General features: G+C 69.5%; 20 protein-coding genes and 1 pseudogene. 10 read left to right on the forward strand and 11 right to left on the reverse strand.

What is annotated here, in order from left to right:
* Positions 1-552 (forward strand): annotated as a pseudogene (locus ON20_RS08630) (cytochrome bc1 complex cytochrome b subunit); the annotation flags it as partial.
* Positions 553-688: 136 nt separating this feature from the next.
* Here ON20_RS08630 and ON20_RS08635 read toward each other — a convergent pair.
* Positions 689-1,186 carry a polyadenylate-specific 3'-exoribonuclease AS gene (locus tag ON20_RS08635; protein ID WP_040834490.1) on the reverse strand — a complete coding sequence of 166 codons (498 nt, stop codon included), beginning with the start codon at positions 1,184-1,186 and terminating at the stop codon, positions 689-691.
* Positions 1,187-1,473: 287 nt separating this feature from the next.
* Between ON20_RS08635 and ON20_RS08640 the strand changes: the two genes are divergently transcribed.
* Complete coding sequence (locus ON20_RS08640; RefSeq protein ID WP_040834492.1) at positions 1,474-2,859, forward strand: class II 3-deoxy-7-phosphoheptulonate synthase; 1,386 nt, start codon at positions 1,474-1,476, stop codon at positions 2,857-2,859.
* Between the two features lie 298 nt (positions 2,860-3,157).
* Here ON20_RS08640 and pknB read toward each other — a convergent pair whose 3' ends face one another.
* A complete protein-coding gene (gene pknB / locus ON20_RS08645) occupies positions 3,158-5,155 on the reverse strand; it encodes a Stk1 family PASTA domain-containing Ser/Thr kinase (RefSeq protein ID WP_438803392.1) in 1,998 nt (665 codons plus the stop codon).
* A gap of 129 nt (positions 5,156-5,284) precedes the next feature.
* Between pknB and ON20_RS08650 the strand changes: the two genes are divergently transcribed.
* Entirely contained in the window at positions 5,285-5,653 is a 369-nt protein-coding gene (locus ON20_RS08650; RefSeq protein ID WP_040834494.1) for an Rv2175c family DNA-binding protein, read from the forward strand.
* A 20-nt stretch (positions 5,654-5,673) separates the two neighbouring features.
* Here the strand turns inward: ON20_RS08650 and ON20_RS08655 are convergent, their stop codons facing one another.
* The 4 genes from ON20_RS08655 to ON20_RS08670 form a co-directional block, all read right to left on the reverse strand.
* Entirely contained in the window at positions 5,674-6,678 is a 1,005-nt protein-coding gene (locus ON20_RS08655; protein WP_051161967.1) for a phytoene/squalene synthase family protein, read from the reverse strand.
* Positions 6,675-8,345 (reverse strand): alpha-(1->6)-mannopyranosyltransferase A, encoded by a 1,671-nt coding sequence (locus ON20_RS08660; RefSeq protein ID WP_040834497.1) that lies wholly within the window; start codon positions 8,343-8,345, stop codon positions 6,675-6,677. The genes ON20_RS08655 and ON20_RS08660 overlap by 4 nt, the downstream gene beginning before the upstream one ends.
* A 76-nt stretch (positions 8,346-8,421) precedes the next feature.
* Complete coding sequence (gene crtI / locus ON20_RS08665) at positions 8,422-10,026, reverse strand: phytoene desaturase family protein (RefSeq protein WP_040834498.1); 1,605 nt, start codon at positions 10,024-10,026, stop codon at positions 8,422-8,424.
* Between the two features lie 344 nt (positions 10,027-10,370).
* The gene (locus ON20_RS08670) at positions 10,371-11,537 is read right to left on the reverse strand and encodes a polyprenyl synthetase family protein (RefSeq protein ID WP_438803397.1); all 1,167 of its coding nucleotides are present in this window, start codon (positions 11,535-11,537) and stop codon (positions 10,371-10,373) included.
* 175 nt (positions 11,538-11,712) lie between these two features.
* On the opposite strand from ON20_RS08670, the gene ON20_RS08675 reads away from it, so the two are divergent.
* The gene (locus ON20_RS08675; RefSeq protein WP_083864757.1) at positions 11,713-12,711 is read left to right on the forward strand and encodes a methylenetetrahydrofolate reductase; all 999 of its coding nucleotides are present in this window, start codon (positions 11,713-11,715) and stop codon (positions 12,709-12,711) included.
* Here ON20_RS08675 and ON20_RS08680 read toward each other — a convergent pair.
* The 5 genes from ON20_RS08680 to ON20_RS08700 all read right to left on the reverse strand — a co-directional run bounded on the left by ON20_RS08680 (position 12,701) and on the right by ON20_RS08700 (position 17,798).
* Positions 12,701-13,879, reverse strand: a complete 1,179-nt coding sequence (locus ON20_RS08680) for a glycosyltransferase family 2 protein (RefSeq protein WP_040834501.1) — start codon at positions 13,877-13,879, stop codon at positions 12,701-12,703. The genes ON20_RS08675 and ON20_RS08680 overlap by 11 nt on opposite strands.
* Positions 13,880-13,928: 49 nt before the next feature.
* Positions 13,929-14,612: an LppM family (lipo)protein gene (locus ON20_RS08685; protein WP_051162027.1), complete on the reverse strand. Its 684-nt coding sequence runs from the start codon at positions 14,610-14,612 to the stop codon at positions 13,929-13,931.
* A gap of 194 nt (positions 14,613-14,806) precedes the next feature.
* On the reverse strand, positions 14,807-15,616 hold the full coding sequence (locus ON20_RS08690) for a carotenoid biosynthesis protein (RefSeq protein ID WP_083864758.1): 810 nt from the start codon (positions 15,614-15,616) through the stop codon (positions 14,807-14,809).
* Positions 15,613-17,178 carry a phytoene desaturase family protein gene (locus ON20_RS37870; protein ID WP_040834503.1) on the reverse strand — a complete coding sequence of 522 codons (1,566 nt, stop codon included), beginning with the start codon at positions 17,176-17,178 and terminating at the stop codon, positions 15,613-15,615. The genes ON20_RS08690 and ON20_RS37870 overlap by 4 nt, the downstream gene beginning before the upstream one ends.
* An 8-nt stretch (positions 17,179-17,186) precedes the next feature.
* Positions 17,187-17,798, reverse strand: a complete 612-nt coding sequence (locus tag ON20_RS08700) for a GNAT family N-acetyltransferase (protein WP_040834688.1) — start codon at positions 17,796-17,798, stop codon at positions 17,187-17,189.
* Between the two features lie 195 nt (positions 17,799-17,993).
* Between ON20_RS08700 and ON20_RS08705 the strand changes: the two genes are divergently transcribed.
* The 6 genes from ON20_RS08705 to ON20_RS08730 all read left to right on the forward strand — a co-directional run bounded on the left by ON20_RS08705 (position 17,994) and on the right by ON20_RS08730 (position 24,062).
* The gene (locus tag ON20_RS08705; protein ID WP_245547120.1) at positions 17,994-18,434 is read left to right on the forward strand and encodes an SAV_6107 family HEPN domain-containing protein; all 441 of its coding nucleotides are present in this window, start codon (positions 17,994-17,996) and stop codon (positions 18,432-18,434) included.
* Between the two features lie 124 nt (positions 18,435-18,558).
* Positions 18,559-18,978 carry an SCO2097 family morphological protein gene (locus ON20_RS08710; RefSeq protein WP_040834506.1) on the forward strand — a complete coding sequence of 140 codons (420 nt, stop codon included), beginning with the start codon at positions 18,559-18,561 and terminating at the stop codon, positions 18,976-18,978.
* Between the two features lie 456 nt (positions 18,979-19,434).
* Entirely contained in the window at positions 19,435-19,866 is a 432-nt protein-coding gene (mraZ, locus tag ON20_RS08715; protein ID WP_040834507.1) for a division/cell wall cluster transcriptional repressor MraZ, read from the forward strand.
* A gap of 245 nt (positions 19,867-20,111) precedes the next feature.
* On the forward strand, positions 20,112-21,089 hold the full coding sequence (rsmH, locus tag ON20_RS08720) for a 16S rRNA (cytosine(1402)-N(4))-methyltransferase RsmH (RefSeq protein ID WP_040834508.1): 978 nt from the start codon (positions 20,112-20,114) through the stop codon (positions 21,087-21,089).
* 115 nt (positions 21,090-21,204) lie between these two features.
* A complete protein-coding gene (ftsL, locus tag ON20_RS35630) occupies positions 21,205-22,101 on the forward strand; it encodes a cell division protein FtsL (protein WP_245547121.1) in 897 nt (298 codons plus the stop codon).
* A gap of 179 nt (positions 22,102-22,280) precedes the next feature.
* Complete coding sequence (locus ON20_RS08730) at positions 22,281-24,062, forward strand: peptidoglycan D,D-transpeptidase FtsI family protein (protein ID WP_157228769.1); 1,782 nt, start codon at positions 22,281-22,283, stop codon at positions 24,060-24,062.
* Positions 24,063-24,130 lie beyond the last annotated feature (68 nt).

The following is a 24,130-nucleotide window of genomic DNA, read 5'->3' on the forward strand; positions in this document are numbered from 1 at the left end:
CACAACCTGTTGCAGCGGCCCCGCGATGTGCCGGTGCGCACGGCGATCGGCGTCATGGCGATCACGTTCTACCTGGTGTTGACCCTGTCGTGTGTCAACGACATCATCGCGTTGAAGTTCCATATCTCGTTGAACGCGACGACCTGGATCGGTCGTATCGGTCTGCTGCTCGCGCCGCCCATCGCGTACTTCCTGGCCTACCGGTTCTGCATCGCCCTCCAGCGCAGTGACCGCACGGTACTCGAGCACGGGATCGAGACGGGTGTGATCAAGCGGCTGCCGCACGGTGAGTACATCGAGGTGCATCAGCCGCTGGGTCCGGTGGACGAGCACGGTCACCCGGTGCCGCTGGGTTATCAGGGCGCGACCGTGCCGAAGAAGATGAACAAGCTCGGCTCGGCCGGTCAGCCGGGTACCGGCAGCTTCCTGCGGGCGGACCCGCCGGAGGAGATCGAGGCCCACTTCGCCGCCGAACTCGAGGAAGAACACCGGCAGCTCGCGGTACTGAAGCGGGTCCAGGAGAAGACATCGTCCAACGGACACGGACACTGACGGGTTCGGACGGTCGACGATCAGGCCCCCGGGTTTCGACCCGGGGGCCTGATCTGTGTCATGCCCGGATAGTCGGTGGGTGAGTGCCGGGCCGGCAGAGTTGGCGGAGGGTGCCCAGGAGGTGTCGCCGCGCCGCTCATCCGCCGCCGAGACGGCGCGCCGCTTCGATCGCCTCGTATTTGGCGAGATTGTGGCGGGCGTCGGCGAGCGCGTCGTGCGCATCGGCGGGAACCGGGGGTAGTCCGGGCCGACCGTGTGCCTCCCAATGCTGACGCAGTTCGTTCGTATAGCGGGGGAGCGTGTTCGGCAGATCGATCATGGACCCCCACAGTTGGCACAGCGCCACATGATCGTAGGCCCCCACCCAGGCCCAGAGCTCCGGTTGCACGGTCGGGCGCGGCACCAGGAACTTGTACAGCTCGTCGCGGATCTGCTCCCGAGTGCGCCACAGCGGTGACGACGGATCCGGCAGTTTCGGCAGGACATGTCTGCGCACCCACGGCCCGGCCCGCTCGGGATCGAACTCGGAGGAGACCGCATAGTATTCGCGCCCGTCCTCACAGACCACACCGATCGAGATCAGGTCGATGACCCGGCCGTCCTCGATGAATTCGGAATCATAGAAATACTTCAAGTAGCAATCTCCTAGACAAGCGCACCGACGGCCCGAGGGTACGGGCTCAACCGAACCACTCGGTACGCCGGGCTGTGTTCAATGGCGTCGCCTCCGGCGGCGCGGTGTCACCAGGGGGCCCGGCCATCGGGGTGAGGAGTCCGAGGGGGTGTCGGCCAGGCCGGGAGGGGGCCGACCCACAGGGTGGGCGCTTGCGGAGGGGCGAGTGGATTGATCAGCCGGTTTTCTTGCTCCGTTTTCGTACGGTCGTAGCGGCGGAGCCATCGGCACGGCCGTATTCTGGACCCGTGAACTGGACCGTCGACGTACCCATCGATCGTTTGCCCGAACTGCCCCCGTTGCCTGTCGAGCTGCGCGAACGCCTCGATGAGGCGCTGGCCCGTCCTGCGCTGCAGCAGCCGTCCTGGGATAGCGACGAAGCGGCGAAAATGCGCACGGTCCTGGAGAGCGTGCCGCCCATCTGTGTACCGGCCGAAGTGGACGAGTTGCGCGAGCAGCTGGCCGAGGTCGCCCGCGGCGAGGCATTCCTGATGCAGGGCGGTGACTGCGCGGAGACCTTCGCCGACAACACCGAACCGCATATCCGCGGCAATATCCGCACCCTGCTGCAGATGGCGGTCGTGCTCACCTACGGCGCCAGTCTGCCGGTGGTGAAGGTCGCCCGGATCGCCGGCCAGTACGCGAAACCACGCTCTGCGGATACCGACGCGCTCGGCCTCAAGTCCTATCGCGGTGACATGATCAACTCCCTGGTGGCCGATGCGGGAATGCGCGCACACGACCCCTCCCGACTGGTGCGCGCCTACGCCAACGCCAGCGCCGCCATGAACTTGGTGCGGGCGTTGACCGATGCCGGAATGGCCGACCTGCACCGGGTGCACGACTGGAACCGGGATTTCGTCGCACAATCTCCCGCCGGTGCCCGATACGAGGCACTCGCCGCGGAGATCGACAAGGGCCTGCGTTTCATGCAGGCGTGCCGGGTCCACGACCCCAGCCTGCAGAGCGCGCGGATCTACGCCAGTCACGAAGCGCTGGTCCTCGACTACGAACGGGCACTGCTGCGCCTCGCGAAGGGCCCCATGGGGCAGCCGTTGCTCTACGACCTGTCGGCGCACTTCCTGTGGATCGGCGAACGGACCCGGCAGCTGGACGGCGCGCATATCGCCTTCGCCGAACTGCTGGCGAACCCGATCGGTCTGAAGATCGGGCCGGGCACCACCCCGGATCAGGCGGTGGAATACGTGGAGCGACTGGACCCCAACAACGAACCGGGCCGACTGACGCTGGTGTCGCGGATGGGACATGCCAAGGTGCGCGACGTGCTGCCCCCGATCGTGGAGAAGGTGCAGTCCACGGGTCACCAGGTGATCTGGCAGTGCGACCCGATGCACGGGAACACCCACGAATCGTCCACCGGCTACAAGACCCGGCACTTCGACCGGATCGTGGACGAGGTGCAGGGCTTCTTCGAGGTGCACCACGCGCTCGGTACACATCCGGGCGGGCTGCACATCGAGCTCACCGGCGAGGATGTGACGGAGTGTCTGGGTGGGGCGCAGGACATCTCCGATCTGGACCTGTCCGGGCGGTACGAGACGGCGTGTGACCCGCGACTGAATACACAACAGTCGTTGGAGTTGTCGTTCCTCGTTGCCGAGATGTTGCGGTAGGGGCTGTGTTTGCTGGCGCCGCCTGCGGCGGCGCGAATCGGGGCCCTCGTGGCCCTGGGTCTTCCCTCCCTCCGCGAATCCGTTGACGCGAATTCGCTTCGGTCGATCTCAGACCCGGGGCGGGCCCCGACCATGGGGTGATGTGCTTCCTGACGGTTGTGTCGGTTTGGTGTCCTCCGTGGCCGGGTTTGCTCTTCCTGCGTGGATCCGCCGGTGCGGATTCGCTTCGGTCGGGCCGGAGCCGAGACTGCCCCACCTGCAAGAGGCGGGGCAGTCGGGGAGGTGGTGACTCGCCGGGTCAGGGGATGGCGACGATTGTTACGGTGCCGCCCTTCTCCACGTTGGCGTTGGCGGCGGGGGTCTGGGAGACCACCACCGACGAATTCAGTGGGGCGAACTGGCGGACCTGGACCTGAAGGCCGAGGCCTTCCAGGGTGGCGCGGGCGTCGGCGACCGAGCGGCCCAGTACCTCGGGCATCGTGACGGCGTCGCTGACCAGGAGAGTGACGGCGGAGCCGGCGGCGACGGTGGTGCCGGTCGTCGGATCGGTGCCGACGACCCGGCCGACCTCGACCCGATTGTCGTACTGGGGCCGGGTACCGGACACGGTGAGGCCGAGGTCCCGGAGGGCGGCCGTGGCCTCTTCCGGGGTCTTGGCACGCAGGTTCGGCAGCTGCACCGGCTTGGAGCCGCTGCTGGTGAACACCTGTACGTGGGCGCCTGCGGGCAGTACGGTGCCGGGACCGGGCTCCAGTCGGGCCAGGGTGCCCTCCGGGGCGGTACTGGCGACTTCGCCCGCCTTCACCGGCTGTAGGCCCTGATCGCGCAGTAGTTGGTCGACCGTGTCGATATCGGTGCCGGGGGCGGCATCGGGAACCCTGGGTTTACCGCTGGAGATCAGGATCGCGACGGTGGAACCCTTGGTGATCTTGGCCCCCGCGCCCGGATCGCTGCCCACCACATTGCCGACCGGGATGGTATCGGATGCCTTCTGCCGGGTCGTGGTGTCGAACCCGGCCGCCTGTAGTTCGGCGGTGGCGTTGTCGACGTCCAGGCCCGCGATCGGCGGAACCGACGCGAACCTGCCCACGCCGAGCCACCAGCCGCCGATACCGACGAGCAGGGTGAGTACGGCGACGATCGCCACCCACAGCATGGCGGTGCGGCGGGATCGGGCGCGGTTATCGGCGTAGGCCGCCGTCGGATGGGACATGAACGAGTGCGGTGGTGCCGCCTGGTAGGTGGCCGCCGGTTGGTCCGACCGGTCCCGGGCCATGGTCACCACCCTGGTGGGCTGGGGCCCCGGCGCCGGCCCGGGCCGGGGGCCGGGATGCGGTGCGGGGCTCGGCGGTGCGGGTGGAGGCAGCTGGTGGGCGTCGGGGGAGACCACCGGAAAGCGCGCGCTGAGATGCTCGGCCGAGTCCTTGGGGGCGGGCACACGGTAGTCCGGCAGGTCCAAGGCGGCGGCGATGGCACGCAGCTCGGCGGCCATGGCGCCCGCGTCGGCGAAGCGGTGTCCCGGTTCGCGGGCGGTGGCGCGGGCGACCAGCCGGTCGAACTCCGACGGCACGCCGGGAATGGACGCGCTCGGGCTCGGCACGTCGTTCTCCACCCGCTGATAGGCCACCGACAGCGAGTTGTCGCCGGTGAACGGCACCTCGCCGGTGAGCAGTTCGTAGATCAGGATCCCGAACGCGTACACATCGCTGCGCGCGTCGGAGGTGCCGGAGGTGACCTGTTCGGGCGACAGATACGCGGCGGTGCCCAGGATGACGCTGGCGGAGGTGGTCTTGGCCGCCGCTACCGCCCGAACCAGACCGAAATCGGCGATCTTCACCTCGCCGCCGTCGGAGATGAGCACGTTCTCCGGTTTGACATCGCGGTGGACCAGGCCGGCCTTGTGCGCCACCCCGATGGCCTCCAGGACCGGTTCGGCGACCGCACGCACCGCATGCGGCGGCATCGGGCCGCGTTCGCGCAGCAACTCCCGCAGGGTGCCGCCCTGCACCAGTTCCATGATCAGGAACGGGTGCTCACCGTCCACGCCCTGGTCGTACACCTCCACCAGCGACGGATGCCTGAGTTTGGCAACGGCGCGGGCCTCGAACTCGAATCGGGTCAAAAACTGCGGGTCACCGGCGAATTTGGGGTCCATCACCTTGATCGCCACCGGACGATCCAGGCGGGTGTCCTCCCCCCGGAACACCATCGACATCCCACCCCGGGCGATCGGCGCGTCGATGCGATAGCGCCCTTCCAGCATCTCGCCGATCAAATGATGTCTTCCGGCTGTCACAAACCTCTCCACCCTCGGTACGTGCCAGGGCACGTCTGGGCCGCACCCTGCGGCTCCCCCGATCGTAATCGGAGGCTCGAGTCCGGGTGTCGCGCCACAGTCTCGCGGGCAGCGTCTACCGTTATCGCCGTGAGTGCCTTTCCTTGCAGTTCCGATGTCCTGCCCCCCTCGGTCACCCTGTTGACACTCCCCGAGGTCGCGGACCGGCTCGGAATCGTGGTCACCCGAGTCCATCAGATGCTGCGCGACAACCAGCTGCTCGCCATCCGTCGCGGCGGGGTGGTCGGCGTCCCGGAAGTCTTCTTCGACGAGACCGGTGCGGTGGTGAAACCGCTGCCCGGGCTGATCACCGTGATGCGCGACGCGAAATACACCGACGAGGAGATCCTCGAATGGATCTTCGCCGATGACGATTCGCTTCCCGGGAAACCGGTGGAGGCATTGCACGGTCCGCTGGCCCGGGAGGTGCTACGCCGCGCCGCCGCGGAACCCTTCTGACGCCGACGCCGGGCGCGCTGTCACCGGCCCGTGGTGACCGCGGTGAGAACCATCCGCAGCCGCCGACGGGTGGGGACGACGGCGCGCCCGGCGAAAACGGCGTAATCGCTCGACTCGATTTGGTCGAGGATCCCCGAATACAGGGCGCGGGCCGCGCGGATCGCCGGACGAGCCCGCGGCTCGAGCATGTCCACGCCCGGGTCGGCGGTGCGGTAGAGTGCGCGGTTCACCGCGATGAAATGTGCCAGCGCCCGTCGCACCCGGCGATCGGTACGGCCGGTGGCACGGCAGTGGGCGAGCAGGTCGGCATCCACGCCGAAGGCGGCCAGTTCTTCGCCCGGCAGGTAGATACGGTCGCGGTCCAGGTCCTCGCCGATATCGCGGAGGAAATTGGTGAGCTGGAAGGCGTCGCCCAGCGCGGCGGCCGCCGGTTCGGCCTCCGCGGCCGGGACGACGGTGCCGAGTACCGGCAGCAGCTGCAGTCCGATGGCGGCCGCCGAACCGCGCATGTATTCGTCGAGCTCGGCCAGGGTGGCGTAGCGGTTGCGGAACAGGGGTGAGCCGGGTACGTCCATGCGCATGGAATCGAGGAACACCCCGAAATGTCGCCGGTCGATACCGTATCGGCGGACGGTATCGACCAGTGCGGGCAGGACGGGGGTGAGCGGATCGTTCGGGCGGCTCGCGGCGTGGATGCCGTACTCGAAGGCGAGCTGTAGTCGCCGCTGCGTTTCGTCCAGTGCCGTCGGCGCGGGGAGGACGGGGGCGGGATCCCATGGGGCGCCCGGTGTCGCGGCCGAATGCCGCACCGGGTCGTCGACGATATCGTCGACGACCCGAGCGAAGGCATACAGGGCGTGTACGGCCGGGCGGCGTCCGGCCGGTAGCAGCCGGGTCGCCAGGTAGTAGGAGCGGCCGTGAGTGCCGGCGATTCGGCGGCAGTGGCGGTAGGAGCGTGCCGGTTCCGCCGGATGGTTTTCGCACCCGGTCCAGGCCTTCCCCCCGTCGACGGAGGGCCGGGTCATGCCCGGCCGGCGACGACGGGGGGTTCGATCACCGGCGGCGGTGTGTTACGCAGCCGGAGCGGGTCGACGGTACGCAGCGAGACCGCCGCCACCACGGACACGAAAGTGGCCGCGGCGACATGCCAGAAATTGTACAGCCCGATGGAACCGTCCGGGTTGAACACCAGCATCAGCCAGGTACACACGCCCACCAGCCACATGAGCGTCCCGGTGGACAACGCGAACCCGGCGGCCAGTGCCAGCGGCCACGAGTAGTACCAGGGCAGCGCCGCGGGCGACAGGATGACGATCGCGACGAAGGCGATGAGGATGCCGAACACGGCATCGCGCTCACCGTGTTTGAACCGCCACCAGGTCCAGGCCAGCAGACCCACCAGGGTGAGCATGCACAGTAGCCGGGTCACCTCGAGCGCCGGATCGAGGGTGAAGGGGGTGACCCAGGTCGTCATATGGGCCAGGACCGTCGGCAGCGACAGCCAGTTGATGATCTTCTTCGAGCCCGACAGCGCGGTCAGCCAGCCGATCCCTACCCCCGCGATGGCCGAGGCCGCCGCGAACACCACCGCGAAGACGGTGAGCCCCAGACCGGCGATCTTGGCGAACATCATCGCCGGATGCGGCAGCACCTCCCGGTCGCTGTTGTCGGTGCCGGTCCGCTGCGCGTTCTCTGCCCGCCGGTCGCGTTCGTGCAGCATCCAGATCCACACCAGGAAGGGCAGTGCGACACCCGCGGTCGCCTTGATCGCGACGCCGATCGCGACCACCACGATGCCCGCCACATGATGGCGTTCCAGCACCAGCGCGATACCGGCGCACATCAGGCCGACCATCAGCATCTCGTTGTGGACGCCGCCGATCAGATGGATCAGCACCAGCGGGTTGAGGACCGCCAGCCACAGCGCGACGGTCGGTTTGCCGCCGAGGTGTTTGGTGAGATACGGCACCGCCCACATCATCAGCACCAGACCGGGCAGCATCACCAGCCGCAGCGCTATGGTGCCCGCCACCACGCTGTCCCCGGTAACGGTGGTGATGGCCCGCCCGAGCAGGAGGAACACCGGGCCGTAGGGGGCGGTGGTGGTGGTCCAGACGGTGCTGACGTTGTCCAGCAGCACGCCCGGGTTGGCGACCGGCCCCACCTGATACGGGTCGAAGCCGTCCCGCAGCAGGGCGCCCTGCGCCAGATAGGAGTAGGCGTCGCGACTGAACATCGGCACCGCGACCAGCAGCGGGGCGATCCAGATCCCGACGATGGCGCGTAGTTCGTTCAACCGGACCCCGTCGCTGTCACTGTGACCGAGGGTGGCACGGCCCAGCCGGACCCAGGCGGTGATCATCATGAGCACGCCCGCCCAGACGCAGATCGTCGACAGCGCGTAGCCGTGTCCGAAGCGCAGCCAGGACAGGTGCATCGCTTCCAGGAGCGGATCGCGTTTGCGGACCCCGCCGGCGCCGAACCCGCCGAAGGCGATCATGATCGCGCCGAAGAACCCGAGCAGTGCCGCCTTGCCCTCCGGGCTGCGGAGAAAGACCGCGCAGAACCGCAGCCACGCCCACAGGCCCTGACCGGAGTCGGTTCCCCGGCCCGTATCCGCGGTGTTCCGCCCGGTCTCCGGGGCGCGGGCGGGCGTGGTACGCGCGGACGTGGTGGTGACTGTGGCGCTCATATCGGGGGGTGGCATCTGGTGTCGGTCCCCCCGGGATTCTGTCGGCGGTCGCAACCGCGGGCGAATAGGTCGGCGCTTAGTCTACGGCGTCGGCGCCGGAGGCCATCCGGATGGTGCGGCGCCGGCCGGTGCGATTTTTCCCCACAATGCGCTGGGCCGCGAGTTTTCCGGACAGCAGCACCGTGGGCACACCGACCCCCGGCGTGGTGCCACAGCCGGCGAGGATCACGTTCTCGCTGGTCCAGGGGAAGTTGTTCGTTCGGAAGGGGCCGGTCTGCCGGAATACGTGTGCCGCCGAGAACGGGGTGCCGGCGAGCATGCCACGGTGTTGCCATGTCCGGGGAGTATCCAGGCGGTCCACCGTGAACGCGGTGCCGATATCACGGTAGCCGCGACGTTCCAACCCCTCGAGCAGTTCCCGCAGGTAGGCCGGGCCGAGCCGGTCCCAGTCCAGCGGTGCCGAATCCAGGTTGGGGCACGGCACCAACAGGGAGAACGGTTCGTAACGGCCGTCGGGGCGGCCTATGTAGAGACCGGGGTCGCTCAGTGCGGGGCGGGTCAGCAGCAGTGACGGGTCGCTCATCGGCCGCCCACCGCGGCGGGGGGTGATCTCGGCGAAGGTGGTGTCCCAGGCGGCGCCGAATTCGATGCTGTGATGCGCCTGCACCGGCCAGGTCTCGGCGACCGACACCGGAACGGTGCCGTGCGCCACCACCGCCGACGGCGCCGCGCGCAGCCACCGCCGGCGTCGCAGCCCGAAACGGTCGAGCGACCCCAGATCCGCGGTGAGCACCACCGCTTCACAGGGCAGTTTCCGCCCGTCGGCCAGCAGAACGCTCCGCGCGCGGCCGCGCCCCCATCCCAGTGGCCGGGTCGACGGGCCGTAGTCGATGCCGGTGACCTCCGCCCCCAACTCCAGTCGCCCGCCCGCATCGGTGAATGCCTGCGCCATGGCCTCGGCGATCGCGCGCATACCGCCACGCGGGAAGTAGACGCCCAGGGCGGTGTCCATATACGGGATCGCGCCGTATACCGCGAGCGCCTCGGCAGGTGCCATTCCCGCGTAGAGCGCCTGAAAGGTGAACAGCCGGACCAGTCGCGGGTCGCGCAGGAACCGCCGCACCCGTGGGCCGAGCCTGCCGAAACCGCCGAGCCGGACGAGTTCACCCAGGGCGGCCCGCTTCTGCCGATGCCACACCATATCCAGTGGCGAATCGAAGTTGGTGTCCATGAATTCGCCGAATTCGGCGCGGTAGATCCGGCCCAGCCAGTCGCGCAGCCGCCGGTAGCGTTTGGCCTCGGCCGGTCCGCAGACGCGGGCCACCTCCGCGCTCATCAGGTCCACATCGGTGAAGACCCGGATATCGGATCCGTCGGCGAACCGCGCGTGGTACGCCGGGGCCAGTTGCCGGATCCGCAGCGGTGGCACGAGCGAGGCGCGGTCGGTGCCTACCGCTGCGAGAGCGTCGTCGATCAATCCGGGCAGTGTGAGCACCGTCGCCCCGGAATCGATCTCGTAGTCGGCGAACCGGTACCTGCCGACCCGCCCGCCGACATGGCCGTCACGCTCCACTACGGTCACCGTGCGCCCGGCCCCCGTCAGGTACAGCGCCGCCGTGAGCCCCGCCAGCCCGCCGCCGATCACCACGACATGATCGGCGGGTCCGCTCACGGTGCGCATAGAGAACTCCTGGTCCGGTCGGTGAATCGGGTCGAGGTCAACGGTGGATCGCCGGACCGGCCGGCCTGTGGGCGCCCGTAATGGCGCTTCGTCCATATCTCGTATACCAGGGCCCGGCACCGCGGCCGGTCCCGGGGCGGCGTCGGGCCGGTCCCGGCCTTGTCCACCGTCCACGGACACTGCTGCGCCGCAGGCCGGCGATCTCGATGAAGGTCCCCGTGACCGTCCACCGGTGCGGGAGGGACACCGTCGGCCGACCCGCGCGCCGGTAACCGTTCACGGCGACGGACCGGGGCAGGAGAGCATCGCTGGTGTGCGCCCCGGCGGGCCCATCGGCACGATCCTCAGACGCTGCGCCGGGTGGCCGCCAGTGCCATGACACGGAGCCGTTCCTTCGCATCCGGTGTAGTGGAGCTTTCCTCGATCGCGGCCAGGGCCCGCTCGGTGAGCTCGGTGATACGGGCCTCCACCGCGTCGACAGCGCCGAGCTCGGTGAACAGTGCGCGCAGCCGGTCGACCTGGTCGGCGCTCAGGTCGGTGCCGATTTCGGCGCGGATACGGGTGGCGGCGCTCGGATCGTCGCGTTCGGCCCGTTGCAGCGCCTCGGCCAGCAGAACGGTGCGTTTGCCCTCGCGCAGATCATCACCGGACGGTTTACCGGTGACGGCGGGATCGCCGAAGACGCCGAGTAGATCGTCGCGGAGTTGGAAAGCGATGCCGATATCGGTGCCGAAGGCACGGTAGGCGGCGATCAGTTCCGGGTCGGCGTCGGCGAGGGCGGCGCCCAGGTGCAGGGGGCGTTCCACGGTGTAGGCGGCGGTTTTGTACCGGTTGATGCGCAGCGCGGCCGATACGGAGTCGTCGCCGCCGGCCTCGCCGTGGATATCCAGCAGTTGTCCGCCCAGCACCTCGGTGCGCATCAGCGCCCACACCGGTGCGAACCGGGCGCGCGCGGCGCTGTTCAGTCCGGCCGCCTGCACCATATCGTCGGCCCAGGCCAGCGCGAGGTCGCCGAGCAGAATCGCCACCGATTCACCGAAACGGGCGGAGTCGCCGGCCCAGCCGCGGTCGCGGTGGCGTTGTTCGAACTCGACGTGCACGGTGGGGAAGCGGCGGCGGGTGCGCGAGGAATCGATGATGTCGTCGTGGATCAGTGCGCACGCCTGGATCAGCTCGAGGGCGGCGCAGGTGGTGAGTATGGCGTCGGCGTCGGCGCCTTGGGGGTCGCCGCCCGCGCCGAGCCAGCCCGTCCAGGCGAAGCCGGGGCGGGTGCGTTTACCGCCGCGCAGCACGAATGACTCCAGCGCCGCGACGGCGTCGACGAAGACGGGTCCGAGCGCGACCACGCTTTCCCGGCGGGTGGTGAAGAAGGCGGTCAGCGCCTGTTCCACGGCGGTGGTGAAGGCCTGCGTCCCTGGTGCGGCCGAGGTGAGGCCCGGCCTGGTCGGGGTACCTGGTCCGACGGACAGGGTGACCTCCCGGATCGTTGCGGTGGTGAGGAGCGGCGATATACCGCCGCCGATGACGCGGCCGTGGGTACCGGGAGCCGATACGGGCGGGCCGTGTTCCGAAGGATACGCGTCCGACGGGGGCGAGGGCGCGCAACGGGTGTACCGTCCGCCACGCGATATCACATTCGGCGACGTAAGCGGCCTGTCGCGGGCCGCGGCCCCTTAGACTGGGCGAGTGACTTTCGACAACGCGCGGGGACTCCCGACTCCAGGCCGGCCGTCTTCCACGTCACCGATCGTCTCCACGACGCCGTCGGTTGTGCAGAGTTTGCGCCAGTATTCCGGTACGGGAGTACCATTTTCGGTGGAATTCTCCCCACCCCGCGACGCCGAGGGTGAACAGCGGTTGTGGCGCGCGGTGCGCACCTTCGAACGGATGCACCCCGCCTTCGTCTCGATGACCTACGGGGCCGGCGGCACCACCCGCGACAACACCGTGCGGGTAACCGGGCGGCTCGCCGAGGACACCACCCTGCTGCCGGTGGCGCACCTGACCGCCGTCGGCCACAGTGTCGCCGAGCTGCGATCCATCGTCGGCGCGTACGCCGATTCCGGGATCCGCAATATTTTGGTGCTGCGCGGCGACCCGCCGGGTGATCCGCTGGCGGAATGGTGTAAACACCCCGACGGGGTCGAATACGCCGAGGAACTGGTGCGAATCGTCCGCGACCTGGGCGACTTCCACGTCGGTGTGGCGTCCTTCCCGCAGGGTCACCACCGTTCGCCGGACCTGGACACCGATACCGTGCATTTGGCGGCGAAACTCCGTGCGGGTGCGGAGTACTCGATCACGCAGATGTTCTTCGAGGTCGACGACTATCTGCGGCTGCGTGACCGACTCGCCGGCCACGACCCGGTCGAGGGTGCCAAACCGATCATTCCCGAACTGATGCCGATCACCTCGCTGCGCAATGTGGCCCGCGCCGAACAGCTGTGCGGGCGCCCCCTGCCGGAAGGAGTGATGCGGCGGTTGCACCGGGCGGCAGGCGACGGCCCGGAACCCGACAACGCCGCCGTCCGCGAGGTCGGTATCGAGATCGCCACCGAGATGGGCCGCCGACTCATCGAAGAGGGCGCCCCCTGTCTGCACTTCATCACCCTGAACTTCGCCAAGGCCACCAGCGAGGTGTTGGTCAACCTCGGATACGGAAAAGCGGTACCGATCAGCGCCTGAGCCCCGGCGGCCGGGCGGGACGCGGTGGCAGACCGCGACCCTTCCAGCTCAGCGTGCCACGGCGCCGGGCCCGATGCGATCGTGCCCACAGCAGCAGGTATACGGCGATGGACACCGGATGTGCCGATCCGGCCGCGATATCGGCACCGCGGGGTCGACCGCCGGTATCGATGGACACCGCCAGTAGCCGCCCCACGACGGCCGCCGCGTAGCCCAGCAGCCCGATCCGCCGGAGACGCCCGTGCCCGAATACGGCCGCCGCCGGCGGCAGCCAATACGCCACCGCGGCAACCACGGCCACCGCCGCCCCACCCGCCGGCGAGCCGCCGTAGGCGGACCACAGCCACCGCGTGTACCCCGCCTCGACCTCGGCCGCCCCGCGGTACATCCGGGTCGCGGCCTGCCCGCCCGCGGCCGCCAGCGCGGTGCGGTATCCGGCGCGGCGCAGGTCGCGGGCGATACCGAGATCCTCGGTGACACTGTCCGCCACCGTCGCGTGTCCCCCGATGGAGCGGTAGGCGGCGGTATCGATGACCAGGAATTGACCGCAGGCCACCGCCGTCGACGGCCGCAGCCCGCGATCGGTGCACGCCACCGGCAGGGTGGAGGCCCACGACCAGCACAACAGCGGTTGGACGAGCCGTTCGGCCGGCGACTCGGCCCGCTGTCGGGGCCACGCCGACAGCAGCGCCACGTTTCGTCTGCGCAGTTCCCCGACCGCCGCGGCCACGGCCGTCGGGGCGAGCCGCACATCGGCGTCCACGAAGACCAGGACGGAGGGTTCGGGTTGCGCGGCGGTGGCCCGGGCGGCGAGAGTCGCGCAGGCGGCGGACTTGCCCGTCCATCCGGTCGGCGGCGCGGCGGTGCCGCGAAGGAGGACACAGCGCGAGTCGTCGTCCATGGCGGCCGTCGCCGCCGCGAACGTCCCGTCCGTGGAGTCGTCGTCCAGGATCAGGACGCTCAGTCGGGGTAATCCGGTCTGGGCACGCAGGTCTCGGATCAGCCGGGGCAGGCGGTCGGCTTCGTCGCGGGCGGGGACACAGACCGTCACCGGTTCGACGACCGGGGCCGGGTCGCGTGGCAGCCGGGGCAGTGTCAGCCTGTTCCAGGCGGTGAGGGCACAGCCCAGCAAGGCGATACCGGTCCCGCAGGCGACCGGACGTGTCATGGCGGGTGCTCGGAATCCTCGGCCGCCCGCCGCGGGGGACATCGACCGCCTACTCGGGACTGCGGACCAGCTCCCACCAGCGGCGCAGCGAGACCCCCTGGGGCGCACCCGGTGCCGGCGGGTTGCGGTCGAGATAGGCCAGTGCGGCGATCAGCGCCGCGACGGCCAGGGTGACACCCCCGACGATGCCCGCCCACCCGGCGAACGAGCGGGTATTCGGATCGGCGTAGCCGACCTCGGCGCGAATGAGACTCACCTCGCCGGGCGGCAGTTTCCAGGAGACGATGGTGTCGCCCTCGCGGGTTCCGTTGGTCTTGGCGACGCGGGCCGGGAACGCCACGCTGAGCTGCACATCCGATCCGTGCGGCGGTACCGATTCCAGATCGACCCGCCCCTCCAGGGTGACCAGATCACCGCTGCGCCGGAATTCGAGCTGGAACATGCCCTGCGCCTGATCCGACATCTGGGCCAACTGCTGCACCTCGCCGAAGTTCAGGTCGTCGAAATACACTTCGCTGCCCACGTAGCCGTCCTGGTTGTACGGTTCGACCCGTACCTTGCCGGCCAGTGCCTCCGGCGCCTTCGGCTCCGGGCCCTTGTCCTCGCCGTTCTCCGGCACCACCGCGGCCACGATCCGCCCCGATACCCGGTCGTTGGACGACACACCCATCGATGTCTGGAGCCGCAGGCATCCGGCGAGTGCGGGCACCAACAGGACCGTCAGCAGAACCATCGCCGTCACCCGGGCCCGCAGACGCGCACGGCCGAAGCGAAGGCGGAGGTTTCGCGGATGCCGCGGGCGCGACGATCGGACCGGGGTGTTGGGCGTCGGGGGAACGGGGCTCGGCTGTTGCACGGATGACATCGTGCCAGGCCGCCCGCCGTGCCTGCCACGCGACGGGCGCAAGCACGCGGAGCGGAATTCCACTACCCCACCGCGGTACACACACGACCTGTTCGGACCCGTCGAACCAGGCCGGCCAGCAGTGGAATCCCGAGCACGGCCAGCCCGGCGGCGCCATAGGCCGCGGAATAGGGCAGGTCGAGGAAGACCGCGTGTGCCAGCGCGGAACCGAGCCAGGTCCACAGGAATACCGCCACCGGCACAGCGACCGATACGCCCCGGTCCGGTGCGGTGCGTTCCCACAGCGCGACGGCCGCGGCCATGATCGACGCCACCGCGAACCAGCCCAGATAGTTCGTGTACGGAACAGGGGCCGGTCCGGGCAGGCCCGCATCGGTCACGCACCAGTGCCAATGCCCGTCGGCGACCATCTGCGGGTCCAGGAACAGATCCCACCCCACCGCCCCGAGCGCGGTCGCGCCGATCCGAAGCGCCGTGCGATCGGTCAGCAGCCCCGCGACCACCCAGATCGGGTAGATCCCTCCCGTCCATGCCAGTGGAACCACCAGCGGCACCCCGGCAACCGCCGGTCCGAGCCGATCGAGGGCGTAGTCGTAGCAGCCGAACGGTATCCCGGTCGCGGTGCCGACCGCTTCCGCCGCCCACCCGAGACCTGACACGATCGCCAGAAACCCCACCGCGTACCGGGTCCCACGCGCCGCCGCCGCATGCGATAGCGCCGTACCGGCGGACAACAACACCACCACCACCGTCACCCGGTCGCGGGCCGGTCCGTTGGTGAGCGGATAGCAGATCTGCGCGAGAATCAGCAGCACTGCCGGCCAGAGGGACACCGGCCCGCGCAGACCCACGCCGACCACCCGCCCGGTCATCGGCGCAGCCACCGCCGGATACCCCGGTCGTCCCCGATCACCAGCCGGGCCGCGGTGCGGCCGCTCGCCCCGGATACCCCGCCGCCGGGATGGGTGGAGGCGCCGGTGAGGTACAGGCCCGGCGCGCCGGGTACCCGCTGACCGGACAGCTCCGGCAGCGGCCGCCACATCATCATCTGGTCCAGCGCCATCTCCACATGCATGACATTGCCGCCGCGCAGACCCATCTCCCGTTCCAGGTCGACCGGGGTCTGCACATATCGGCGCAGGACGGTATCGGCGAAACCGGGGGCGTGGCGGTCCACCTCGGCGATGATCCGGTCGGCCTCGGTGTCCGCGTGCGCGGCCCAGTCGCCGCCGTCGGCGAGCCGGTAGGGGTGCCATTGCGCCCACAGTGACAGCTGATGTTCGCCGGGGGCGGCGATACTCGGGTCCAGGGCGCTGAAGCTCATGGCCAGCACCACGGGGCGCGGCGGAAGCAGGCCGCCCAGCGCCGCGCCGTGTGCGAGCCGCAGCTGCCGTCGATCCGACACCAGCAACTGCAGGCCGGTCGCGGAGTCGGTCGTCGGGGCGCCCGGATAGGCGGGCAGCGCGCTCGTCGCGGCGCGGACGACCATGCCGATACCGGGGCCCACGCGGATACGCCGATACCAGCCGTCGAGGACGCTCGCGTCGAAACCGCCGGCGCGCAGCAGATCCAGGGTGGTGAGCACATGGGTTCCGGTGACCACCGCGCGGGCGTGCAACTCCCGCCCCGCGGCGGTGCGGACCCGCCAGCCGGCGTCGTCCCGGACGAGCGCGGTCACCTCCTCGCCGGCGGACACCTCGCCGCCGTCGGCGCGCAACCGGTTCACCAGTGCCTCGGTGAGCGCGCCGCTACCGCCCACCGCGCGTCCCGGCGGGATACCGTGCATGAGCGCGGCGAACCCGACCATCGGGGCGGTGCCCGGTTCCGACATCGGGGGCCCGGACTGTGCCCCGAACCAGGCCAGCGACGCCTTGAGCCGTTCGTCGTCGAAGAACGAGTCCAGCAGGGCGTCCCCCGACTGGAGGAACTCGCGCGCCAGTGCGCTGCCGCCGTCGCCGGTATCCAGTCCCCAGAACGAGCGCAGCAGATGGCCCGGCGTGGGACCCGCGCCGAACGCGCGCATGACCCGCGCGCCGCGCGGCCCCCAGACCCGCACGAACCGCCGGTAGGCGGTGGCGTCGCGTTCGGAACAGGCGGTGGCGATCGAAGCACAGGTGCGGTCGAGGTCGCGGTGGAAGACGATCGGGGCGGCACCCGTGCGCGGGCACGCGGGGGTGAAACCCCAGGGATCGCAGTCGAGGTAGCGCAGCCCGAACCGGGCCAGGTCCAGCTCCTCGATGATGCCTGTGTGCCGGATCATCAAGTGGGCCGACGAGCCGCGATCGACCCGATGCCCGGGCAGGCGCGGCACCGTCGACACCGCCCCGCCCAGTACCTCGTCGCGTTCGAGCACCCGCACCCGGTAACCCTCCCGCGCCAGATAGCAGGCCGCGACCAGCGCGTTGTGGCCCGACCCGACGACCAGAACACTCACGGCGGCGCTTACAGGGGCAGGGAGCGGCCGAGGATGGCGAAACGGCGGTTGTCGCCCGCGAAGACGAAATTCCGCAGCACATCGCCGAAGCCCCGGCGCCGGTACAGCCGCCAGGCCCGGTTGTCCTCCGCGGCCACCTCGGGGGTGGACAACAGCACCGAACGTTCGGGGCGGCCGGCCAGCAGCCGTTCCAACAGGACCGAGCCGATACCGCGGCCCTGGGTGGTGGGGTGGACGTGCAGTTCGGTGAGCTCGAAATAGTCGCCGAGCAGGTTGCGAATGGCCTGGTCCGGCCAGCCCGCGTGCCGCATCCCCGCCTGGACCTGCTGCTGCCACCACTGATGCGGTCCGCCGTGATAGCCGTAGCCGATCGCCACCAGTGGCGAGCGGCGCGGATCGATACCGCCGGTCTCGTCGGGGAGGAGTGCGGCCACCGCCTGCCAGCCGAGGCGGGTGGCGTGCTCGGTCCACATCGGTGCGCGGTGGTGTTCGGTGCCGCGCGGATAACCCATGGCCGCGACGTACACCGCGAGTGCGTCGTGCAGTCGCGCGCGCAGTTCCGCGACCGACAGGTCGACGACAACCGGTGCGGGGAGGTGATCGGTCTCGAGGGCGGTCATTGCTTCGGTGGCGGTTCTTTCGCGGTCGGCTCCGGCGCTGCCCGAACGCGGGCGCGCAAAATTGTCGGTGGTGCTCTCTATATTCAAGCTCGAGCCAAACGTTCGAATGCCTGTTCGTTCTCCGCGGTGCTCGACCAGCCTGCCATATCGGCCGGCCGCCGTGGTGGGCGGTGGGTAACCGATGGAAGGAGGGCTATGTCGGGTCGAAGCGTTCATCCGGGACAGCCCGGCCGGGCGGGGATGCTGCTGCGGCGCGCCGACGGACTGCTGATGCAGGCGGCGGGCGAGCGAGATCCTCGGGAACGATTCCGCACCGCCTACCTGGGCGCACTACGCGGCGCGGGGGCGGTACTGGCGCTCACCGGCGCCGATCGGGCGCCACGAGCACGCTCGCGCAATGCGTGGGTGATGCTACAGCGCGCCGCGCCCGAGTTCATCATGTGGGCCGACTACTTCAGCGGGCACTCCGATACCCGTGCGGCGCTGGAGGCCGGGATACCGCGGGAGGTCGACGACGATCAGGCGGACGAGTTCTGTTCCCGGGTCGCCGCCTTCCTGCACGATGTGGAGGATCTGGTTGCTCCGGCCGGTCGGCTGCGGGCCGCGGAAGATCACAGCGCAGCAAACGACCGGTGAGTTATCGGAGAGTAGGTGGTACGGCCCTGACCGAACTCGTATCATTGGTGTCAGATAGCCGCCAATGGGTTATCTGCCGTCAACCCGGAGACGGCAGCCACGTCCTAGTGCCGGGGGAGGTACCGTGCCACTCTCCGAGCACGAGCAGCGCATGCTCGAACAGATCGAGAGCGCTCTCTATGCTGAGGATCCGAAGTTCGCCTCGTCCGTCCGTGGCGGACGCCTCCGAACGACATCGAGTCGTCGTAGACTTCAGGCCGCGGCGTTGTTCGTCCTCGGCCTGTTCCTACTCGTCGCGGGTATCGCCGCTCCGGTGAAGCCCGGTGGTTTCCCGATCATCAGTCTGATCGGTTTCATTGTCATGTTCGGTGCCGGTGTGCTCGTGCTGCTCGGCAGCGGTTCCAAGCGGGCCTCGGGCAGCGGTGGCGGCAGCGCCTCCTCGACTTCCCCGGGTTCGCCCGGCGGGCGAGGTCGGCAGCGCCGCTCCGGCGGATTCTCCGAGCGCATGGAGGACCGCTTCCGCAGAAGGTTCGAGCAGGAGTAGCCGCGGAGCCTCGCGGCAGGCATCGGCAAACGGCGGTGCCGCACCGAGAACCGGTGCGGCACCGCCGTTTGCGTTGTATCCGCCTCCACCCTCCCGGTGTCGAACGCTGCGCGCACATTGTTTCCCACACCTCCCCACCCGCGGCCCACGCCGGGCCCCGCTGCCCGTCCGAGATGTCCCGAACAGCATGTTTGCTGGAAGTTTTCGGGCTCGGACGGAGTTGTGAGGCGATGACGCGCGGAGGGAGGCAGGGCGTGCCGAAACTTCTCCACCGCTGTGATAGCTGAGATGACCTGCGGAATCGGCGAATCGGGGAGGGAGATCACCCCGTGTTTCGATTGAAAGTGGGGGAAAGTGGGGTAATGTGGAGCGCGCACTACAGGAGAGGCCGTAAGGCACTCGGCCGGAGTATCCGGCCACACATCAGCCGAGGTGGTCCGGTAGGGAGGTATCGGGGTGTTTCTCGGTACCTACACACCGCGGCTGGACGACAAAGGGCGACTCACGTTGCCGGCGAAGTTTCGAGACGATCTGGCGGGAGGGTTGATGGTCACGAAGGGACAGGACCACAGCCTTGCCGTGTATCCCAAAGAAGAGTTCGCCGCGCTCGCCCGTCGAGCCGCCGCGGCCTCGCGGAGTAACCCGAAGGCACGTGCGTTCGTGCGGGCTCTCGCGGCCGGGACGGACGAACAGCGGCTGGACGCCCAGGGCCGGATCGTGTTGTCGGCGGAGCACCGTCGCTACGCGGGTCTCGACAAGGACTGTGTGGTGATCGGCTCGGTCGACTTCCTGGAGATATGGGATAAGCAGGCGTGGGAGTCCTACCTCGCCGAGCACGAGGAGGACTACGCACAAGCGAGAGACGAGGCGCTGGGCGGAATTTTCTAGTCCGCGCGAGTGCCACGCGGCCTCTGCCCGGACGCGGACCCTGACGTACTTCCCCGACGCCAGGTGCCGCTTCGGTCAGAGACCCCGCGGCATTCGTATCACCGTCGGATTCCTTCCGCCGCGCAGTCTGTGGACGTGAGTCAGCCAACAGTTGTTCAGCCGCGGATATCCGCGTACCCCGCGCCGGTACCGAGGCGCGAGCGTGTGCGGTACGCGAAGAAGCGAGGTAGATCCGGGAGGTCGAGGTGAACCGTGCAGACCACGGCTCTCGCCACATTCCCGTACTCCTCGCTCGCGCGGCCGAATTGCTCGACCCGGTGTTGGACGCGCCCGACGCGGTCTACCTCGACGCCACCCTCGGCCTCGGCGGACACGCCGAATATTTCCTGCGCACCCATCCGAACCTGCGGCTGATCGGGCTGGACCGCGATACCGCCGCGCTCGAACACGCCGCCGCCCGGCTGGCGGTGTACCGGGACCGAATCACCCTGGTGCACACCCGATACGACGGTATCGCCGCCGCACTGGCCGAGGCGGGACTGTCCGCCGTCGGCGCGGTCGACGGCATCCTGATGGATCTGGGGGTGTCGTCCATGCAGTTGGACGACACCGACCGCGGCTTCGCCTATTCGGTGGACGCGCCGCTGGATATGCGAATGGATCCCACCACCGGGCCCACCGCCGCCGATGTGCTCAACACCTACGACCGTGCCGAACTGACCCGGGTGTTGAAAACCTATGGAGAGGAACGATTCGCGAACCGGATCGCGGCCGAGATCGTGCGTCGGCGCGCACAACGGCCGTTCCGTACCAGTGCGGAACTGGTACGGCTGCTCTACGACACCATTCCGGCCGCGACCCGACGCACCGGCGGGCATCCGGCCAAACGGACCTTCCAGGCGTTGCGGGTGGAGGTCAACGGCGAACTCGATTCGCTGCGTGCCGCAATGCCCGCCGCATTGGACGCGTTGCGCCTCGGCGGCCGGATCGTCGTCATGTCGTATCAGTCGCTCGAGGACCGAGTGGTGAAACAGGAACTGACGCGACGTGCGGTATCCCGGACACCGATCGACCTGCCGGTCGAACTCCCCGGTATGGGGCCGGAATTCCGGGTACTGACCCGAGGTGCGGAACAGGCGACGGCAGCCGAGATCGAGGACAATCCGCGTGCGGCCCCCGTGCGGATGCGTGCGGCGGAACGGATCTCGGAACAGGAGGTGTGATGGAACTCGAGCGCGCAGCGGTCCGTCGCACCGTCGGCGTGCGGAAGTTCCCGTGCGGCACGGCAGTGCGCGGTTCGACGACCGGACCGACCGCGCGGAAGCGGGGGTTATCTGGATGAGCGTGCGGACACACAACAGCGAGGCCGATCGGCCGGCCCGCCGGGTTCCGGCGGCCGAACAGGTGAAAACCGGTGCCGCGCAACGCGCCTACACACGACGGAACCGCCGGGTCGAGGGTCGGTCCGCCGGTTCGGTGTTGGCGGCGCGGGACGGGTCGGCAACGGCCGGGAGGATACCGTTCGTCGTGGCGATCATGGTGATGATCGGCTGCGGTCTCGCGCTCACCCTGCTCTTGACCACGCGGGCCGCCGAGGCCAGCTACCAGCTCGGCGACGCCCGCGCGATCAACCGGAAGCTCGCCGACGAGCGCGCGGCCCTGCAGCGGGAGGTGGCCGCGGCCGACTCCCCACCCGAGCTGGCCACCCGGGCCCGCGAGCTCGGGATGATCCCGGCGCAGGATCCGGCGCGTCTCCTGGTCGGCCCGGACGGGATGGTCACCGTGATCGGTGAACCCGCACCGGCACAGGGCACCCCGGCGCCGCCACTCAACCCGCCGCCGCCCACACCCCGCCAAGGCCCGGCGCCAGGAGAACGGCTCGTGCCCGTCACCACCACCACGCCGCCGCTGCCCGCGCCGCCGGCCGAGGAGGGGAGCGTGGTCGCATCGCCGCCGCCCATGAGCGGTGAGACACCGGGGGACGGCACCCCGGCACCGGCGGACGGAGCGGCGGACCCGGCGCCCACGGAAGGCGCTCCGCCGCCGCCCGCGGTTCCCGCCGAGGCGGGTACGACGAATCCGCCCGCGGAGGGTATCGACCCCGCGCCGGCGGACGGTGTCGCACCCACCCCCGCGCCGGCCGCGGCTCCCGCCGAGGTGTCCGTTCCGGCCACCTCGGAGAACGCGCCGGGACAATCACCCGACCCGCGGATGCCCCGCGAGGAGGCGCGATGAACCAGGGCAGGTCCGGCACCGGCCGGGGACGGGGACCCGCCCGCCGGTCCGCGTCGCGGGCGACGGCGCCGGGCAGGGCAGCGCCGCGGAAATCGACGTCCGGGAAAGCGGTTCCACCCAAGCCGGTGCGCCGGCCGCGTACCGCGGTGCCGGCGGCGGACCGGTCCTTTCGGCTGCGGATGGGCGCCGGTCGGATCGTCATGTTGGTGGCGCTCACGATCGTCGCCCTGCAACTGCTGTGGGTCCAGACGGTTTCCGCGCCCGAACTGTCGGCGCAGGCGGCGAGCCAACGCACTGTTCATCAGCCAGAACCGGCGACCCGGGGCACCATCACCGACCGTCACGGCACAGCGCTGGCCTTCACCCTCATCGCGAAAGCGCTGAATTTCCAACCGGTCCGGGTGCGCAAACAGCTCGCCGAGGCGCGAGCGAAGGACGATACGGCTCCCGAGCCGGAGGAACGGCTGCGCGATATCGCCGCCACCATCCACGAAAAGCTCGGTTCGCGCGCCCCGTCGGAAGCAGAGCTTTCGGAGAAGCTGCACAGCGACGAGCCCTTCGTCTACCTGGTCCGCAATGTCGACGCGCGGATCGCAAGCGAGATCACCGAGGAATTCCCCGAGGTCGGTGCGGAACGACAGGATCTGCGGGAGTATCCGGGCGGATCATTGGCCGCCAATGTCGTCGGCGCCACCGGTTGGGACGGGCACGGACAGATCGGGCTGGAATCGGCGCTGGACGCGGTACTCGCCGGAACCGACGGATCGCATACCTACGACCGTGGCTCCGACGGTGCGGTCATCCCGGGCAGTCGGCGTGACCACCAGCCCGCCGTCGACGGGCAGGCCGTCGAACTGACATTGGATTCATATCTGCAGTACTACGTCCAGCAGCAGGTGCAGCAGGCCAAGGACAAATCCGGTGCCCGTTCCGCCTCGGCGGTGGTCCTGGACGCCAAAACCGGCCAGGTGCTGGCCATGGCGAACGACGGTACGTTCAATCCGGCGCTGGGACCGCAGCACTGGAAGCCCTCCGGCCTGGACAATCCGTCGGTGACCCAGCCGTTCGAGCCCGGTTCGGTGAACAAGATCGTCACCGCCGCCGCCGCGCTCGAATACGGGCTGACCACCCCTGACGAGGTGCACCAGGTGCCCGGCAGTATCCAGATGGCCGGGGTGACGGTCGGCGACGCGTGGGATCACGGCGTCATGCATTACACCACCACCGGCATCTTCGGTAAATCGTCCAATGTCGGCACCCTCATGCTGGCACAGCGGGTGGGTGAGGATCGGTTCGCCGATATGCTCACCCGGTTCGGGCTCGGCAGCCGCACCGGTGTCGGACTGCCCGGAGAGAGCGCGGGTCTGCTGCCCGCCCGCGACCAGTGGTCCGGCGGCACCTTCGCCAACCTGCCGATCGGACAGGGCCTTTCGATGACAACGCTGCAGATGACCGGTATGTACCAGGCCATCGCCAACGACGGCGTGCGGATTCCGCCACGGATCATCCGCGCCACGACCACCCCGGACGGTGCCCGCACCGAGGAACCCACCCCGGACGGGGTGCGGGTGGTGAGCCCGGAAACCGCGCGTACTCTGCGCACCATGTTCCAGGCGGTGGTACAGGACGATCCGAGGGGAGTGCAGCTGGGCACCGGCGCACCCGCGGCGGTGCCCGGCTACCGCATCGCGGGCAAAACCGGTACCGCACAGCAGGTGGACCCGAACTGTCAGTGTTATTCGACGTCCTCGTACTGGATCACGTTCGCGGGGATGGCACCCGCCGACAACCCCCGCTACGTCATCGGTCTGATGTTGGACGCCCCGGTCCGCAGCTCCGACGGCAGCGGCGGACAGTCCGTGGCGCCGCTGTTCCACAACATCGCTTCCTGGGTGTTGCAGCGCGACCGCATCCCGCCGTCGACCGAGCCCGAGCGGCAGTTCGTGCTGCAGGCATCGTGAATCGGTGAACCGCGTTCGGCCCCGAGACCCGGCGTCGGTAACCTGACTCGTCGTCCGTGTACGCGCTC

It is taken from the genome of Nocardia brevicatena NBRC 12119 (genome assembly GCF_000308495.1).
Lineage (GTDB): Bacteria > Actinomycetota > Actinomycetes > Mycobacteriales > Mycobacteriaceae > Nocardia > Nocardia brevicatena.

Bases quoted from the DNA above. Each gene is read 5' to 3' on its own strand.
- ON20_RS08655 (WP_051161967.1), bottom strand. From the start codon at position 6,678: ATGACCCGGCCCTCCGTCGACGGGGGGAAGGCCTGGACCGGGTGCGAA.
- ON20_RS08660 (WP_040834497.1), bottom strand. From the start codon at position 8,345: ATGAGCGCCACAGTCACCACCACGTCCGCGCGTACCACGCCCGCCCGC.
- crtI (WP_040834498.1), bottom strand. From the start codon at position 10,026: ATGCGCACCGTGAGCGGACCCGCCGATCATGTCGTGGTGATCGGCGGC.
- ON20_RS08680 (WP_040834501.1), bottom strand. From the start codon at position 13,879: ATGACACGTCCGGTCGCCTGCGGGACCGGTATCGCCTTGCTGGGCTGT.
- ON20_RS08685 (WP_051162027.1), bottom strand. From the start codon at position 14,612: ATGGTTCTGCTGACGGTCCTGTTGGTGCCCGCACTCGCCGGATGCCTG.
- ON20_RS08690 (WP_083864758.1), bottom strand. From the start codon at position 15,616: ATGACCGGGCGGGTGGTCGGCGTGGGTCTGCGCGGGCCGGTGTCCCTC.
- ON20_RS08700 (WP_040834688.1), bottom strand. From the start codon at position 17,798: ATGACCGCCCTCGAGACCGATCACCTCCCCGCACCGGTTGTCGTCGAC.
- ON20_RS08705 (WP_245547120.1), top strand. From the start codon at position 17,994: ATGTCGGGTCGAAGCGTTCATCCGGGACAGCCCGGCCGGGCGGGGATG.
- ftsL (WP_245547121.1), top strand. From the start codon at position 21,205: ATGAGCGTGCGGACACACAACAGCGAGGCCGATCGGCCGGCCCGCCGG.
- ON20_RS08730 (WP_157228769.1), top strand. From the start codon at position 22,281: ATGGGCGCCGGTCGGATCGTCATGTTGGTGGCGCTCACGATCGTCGCC.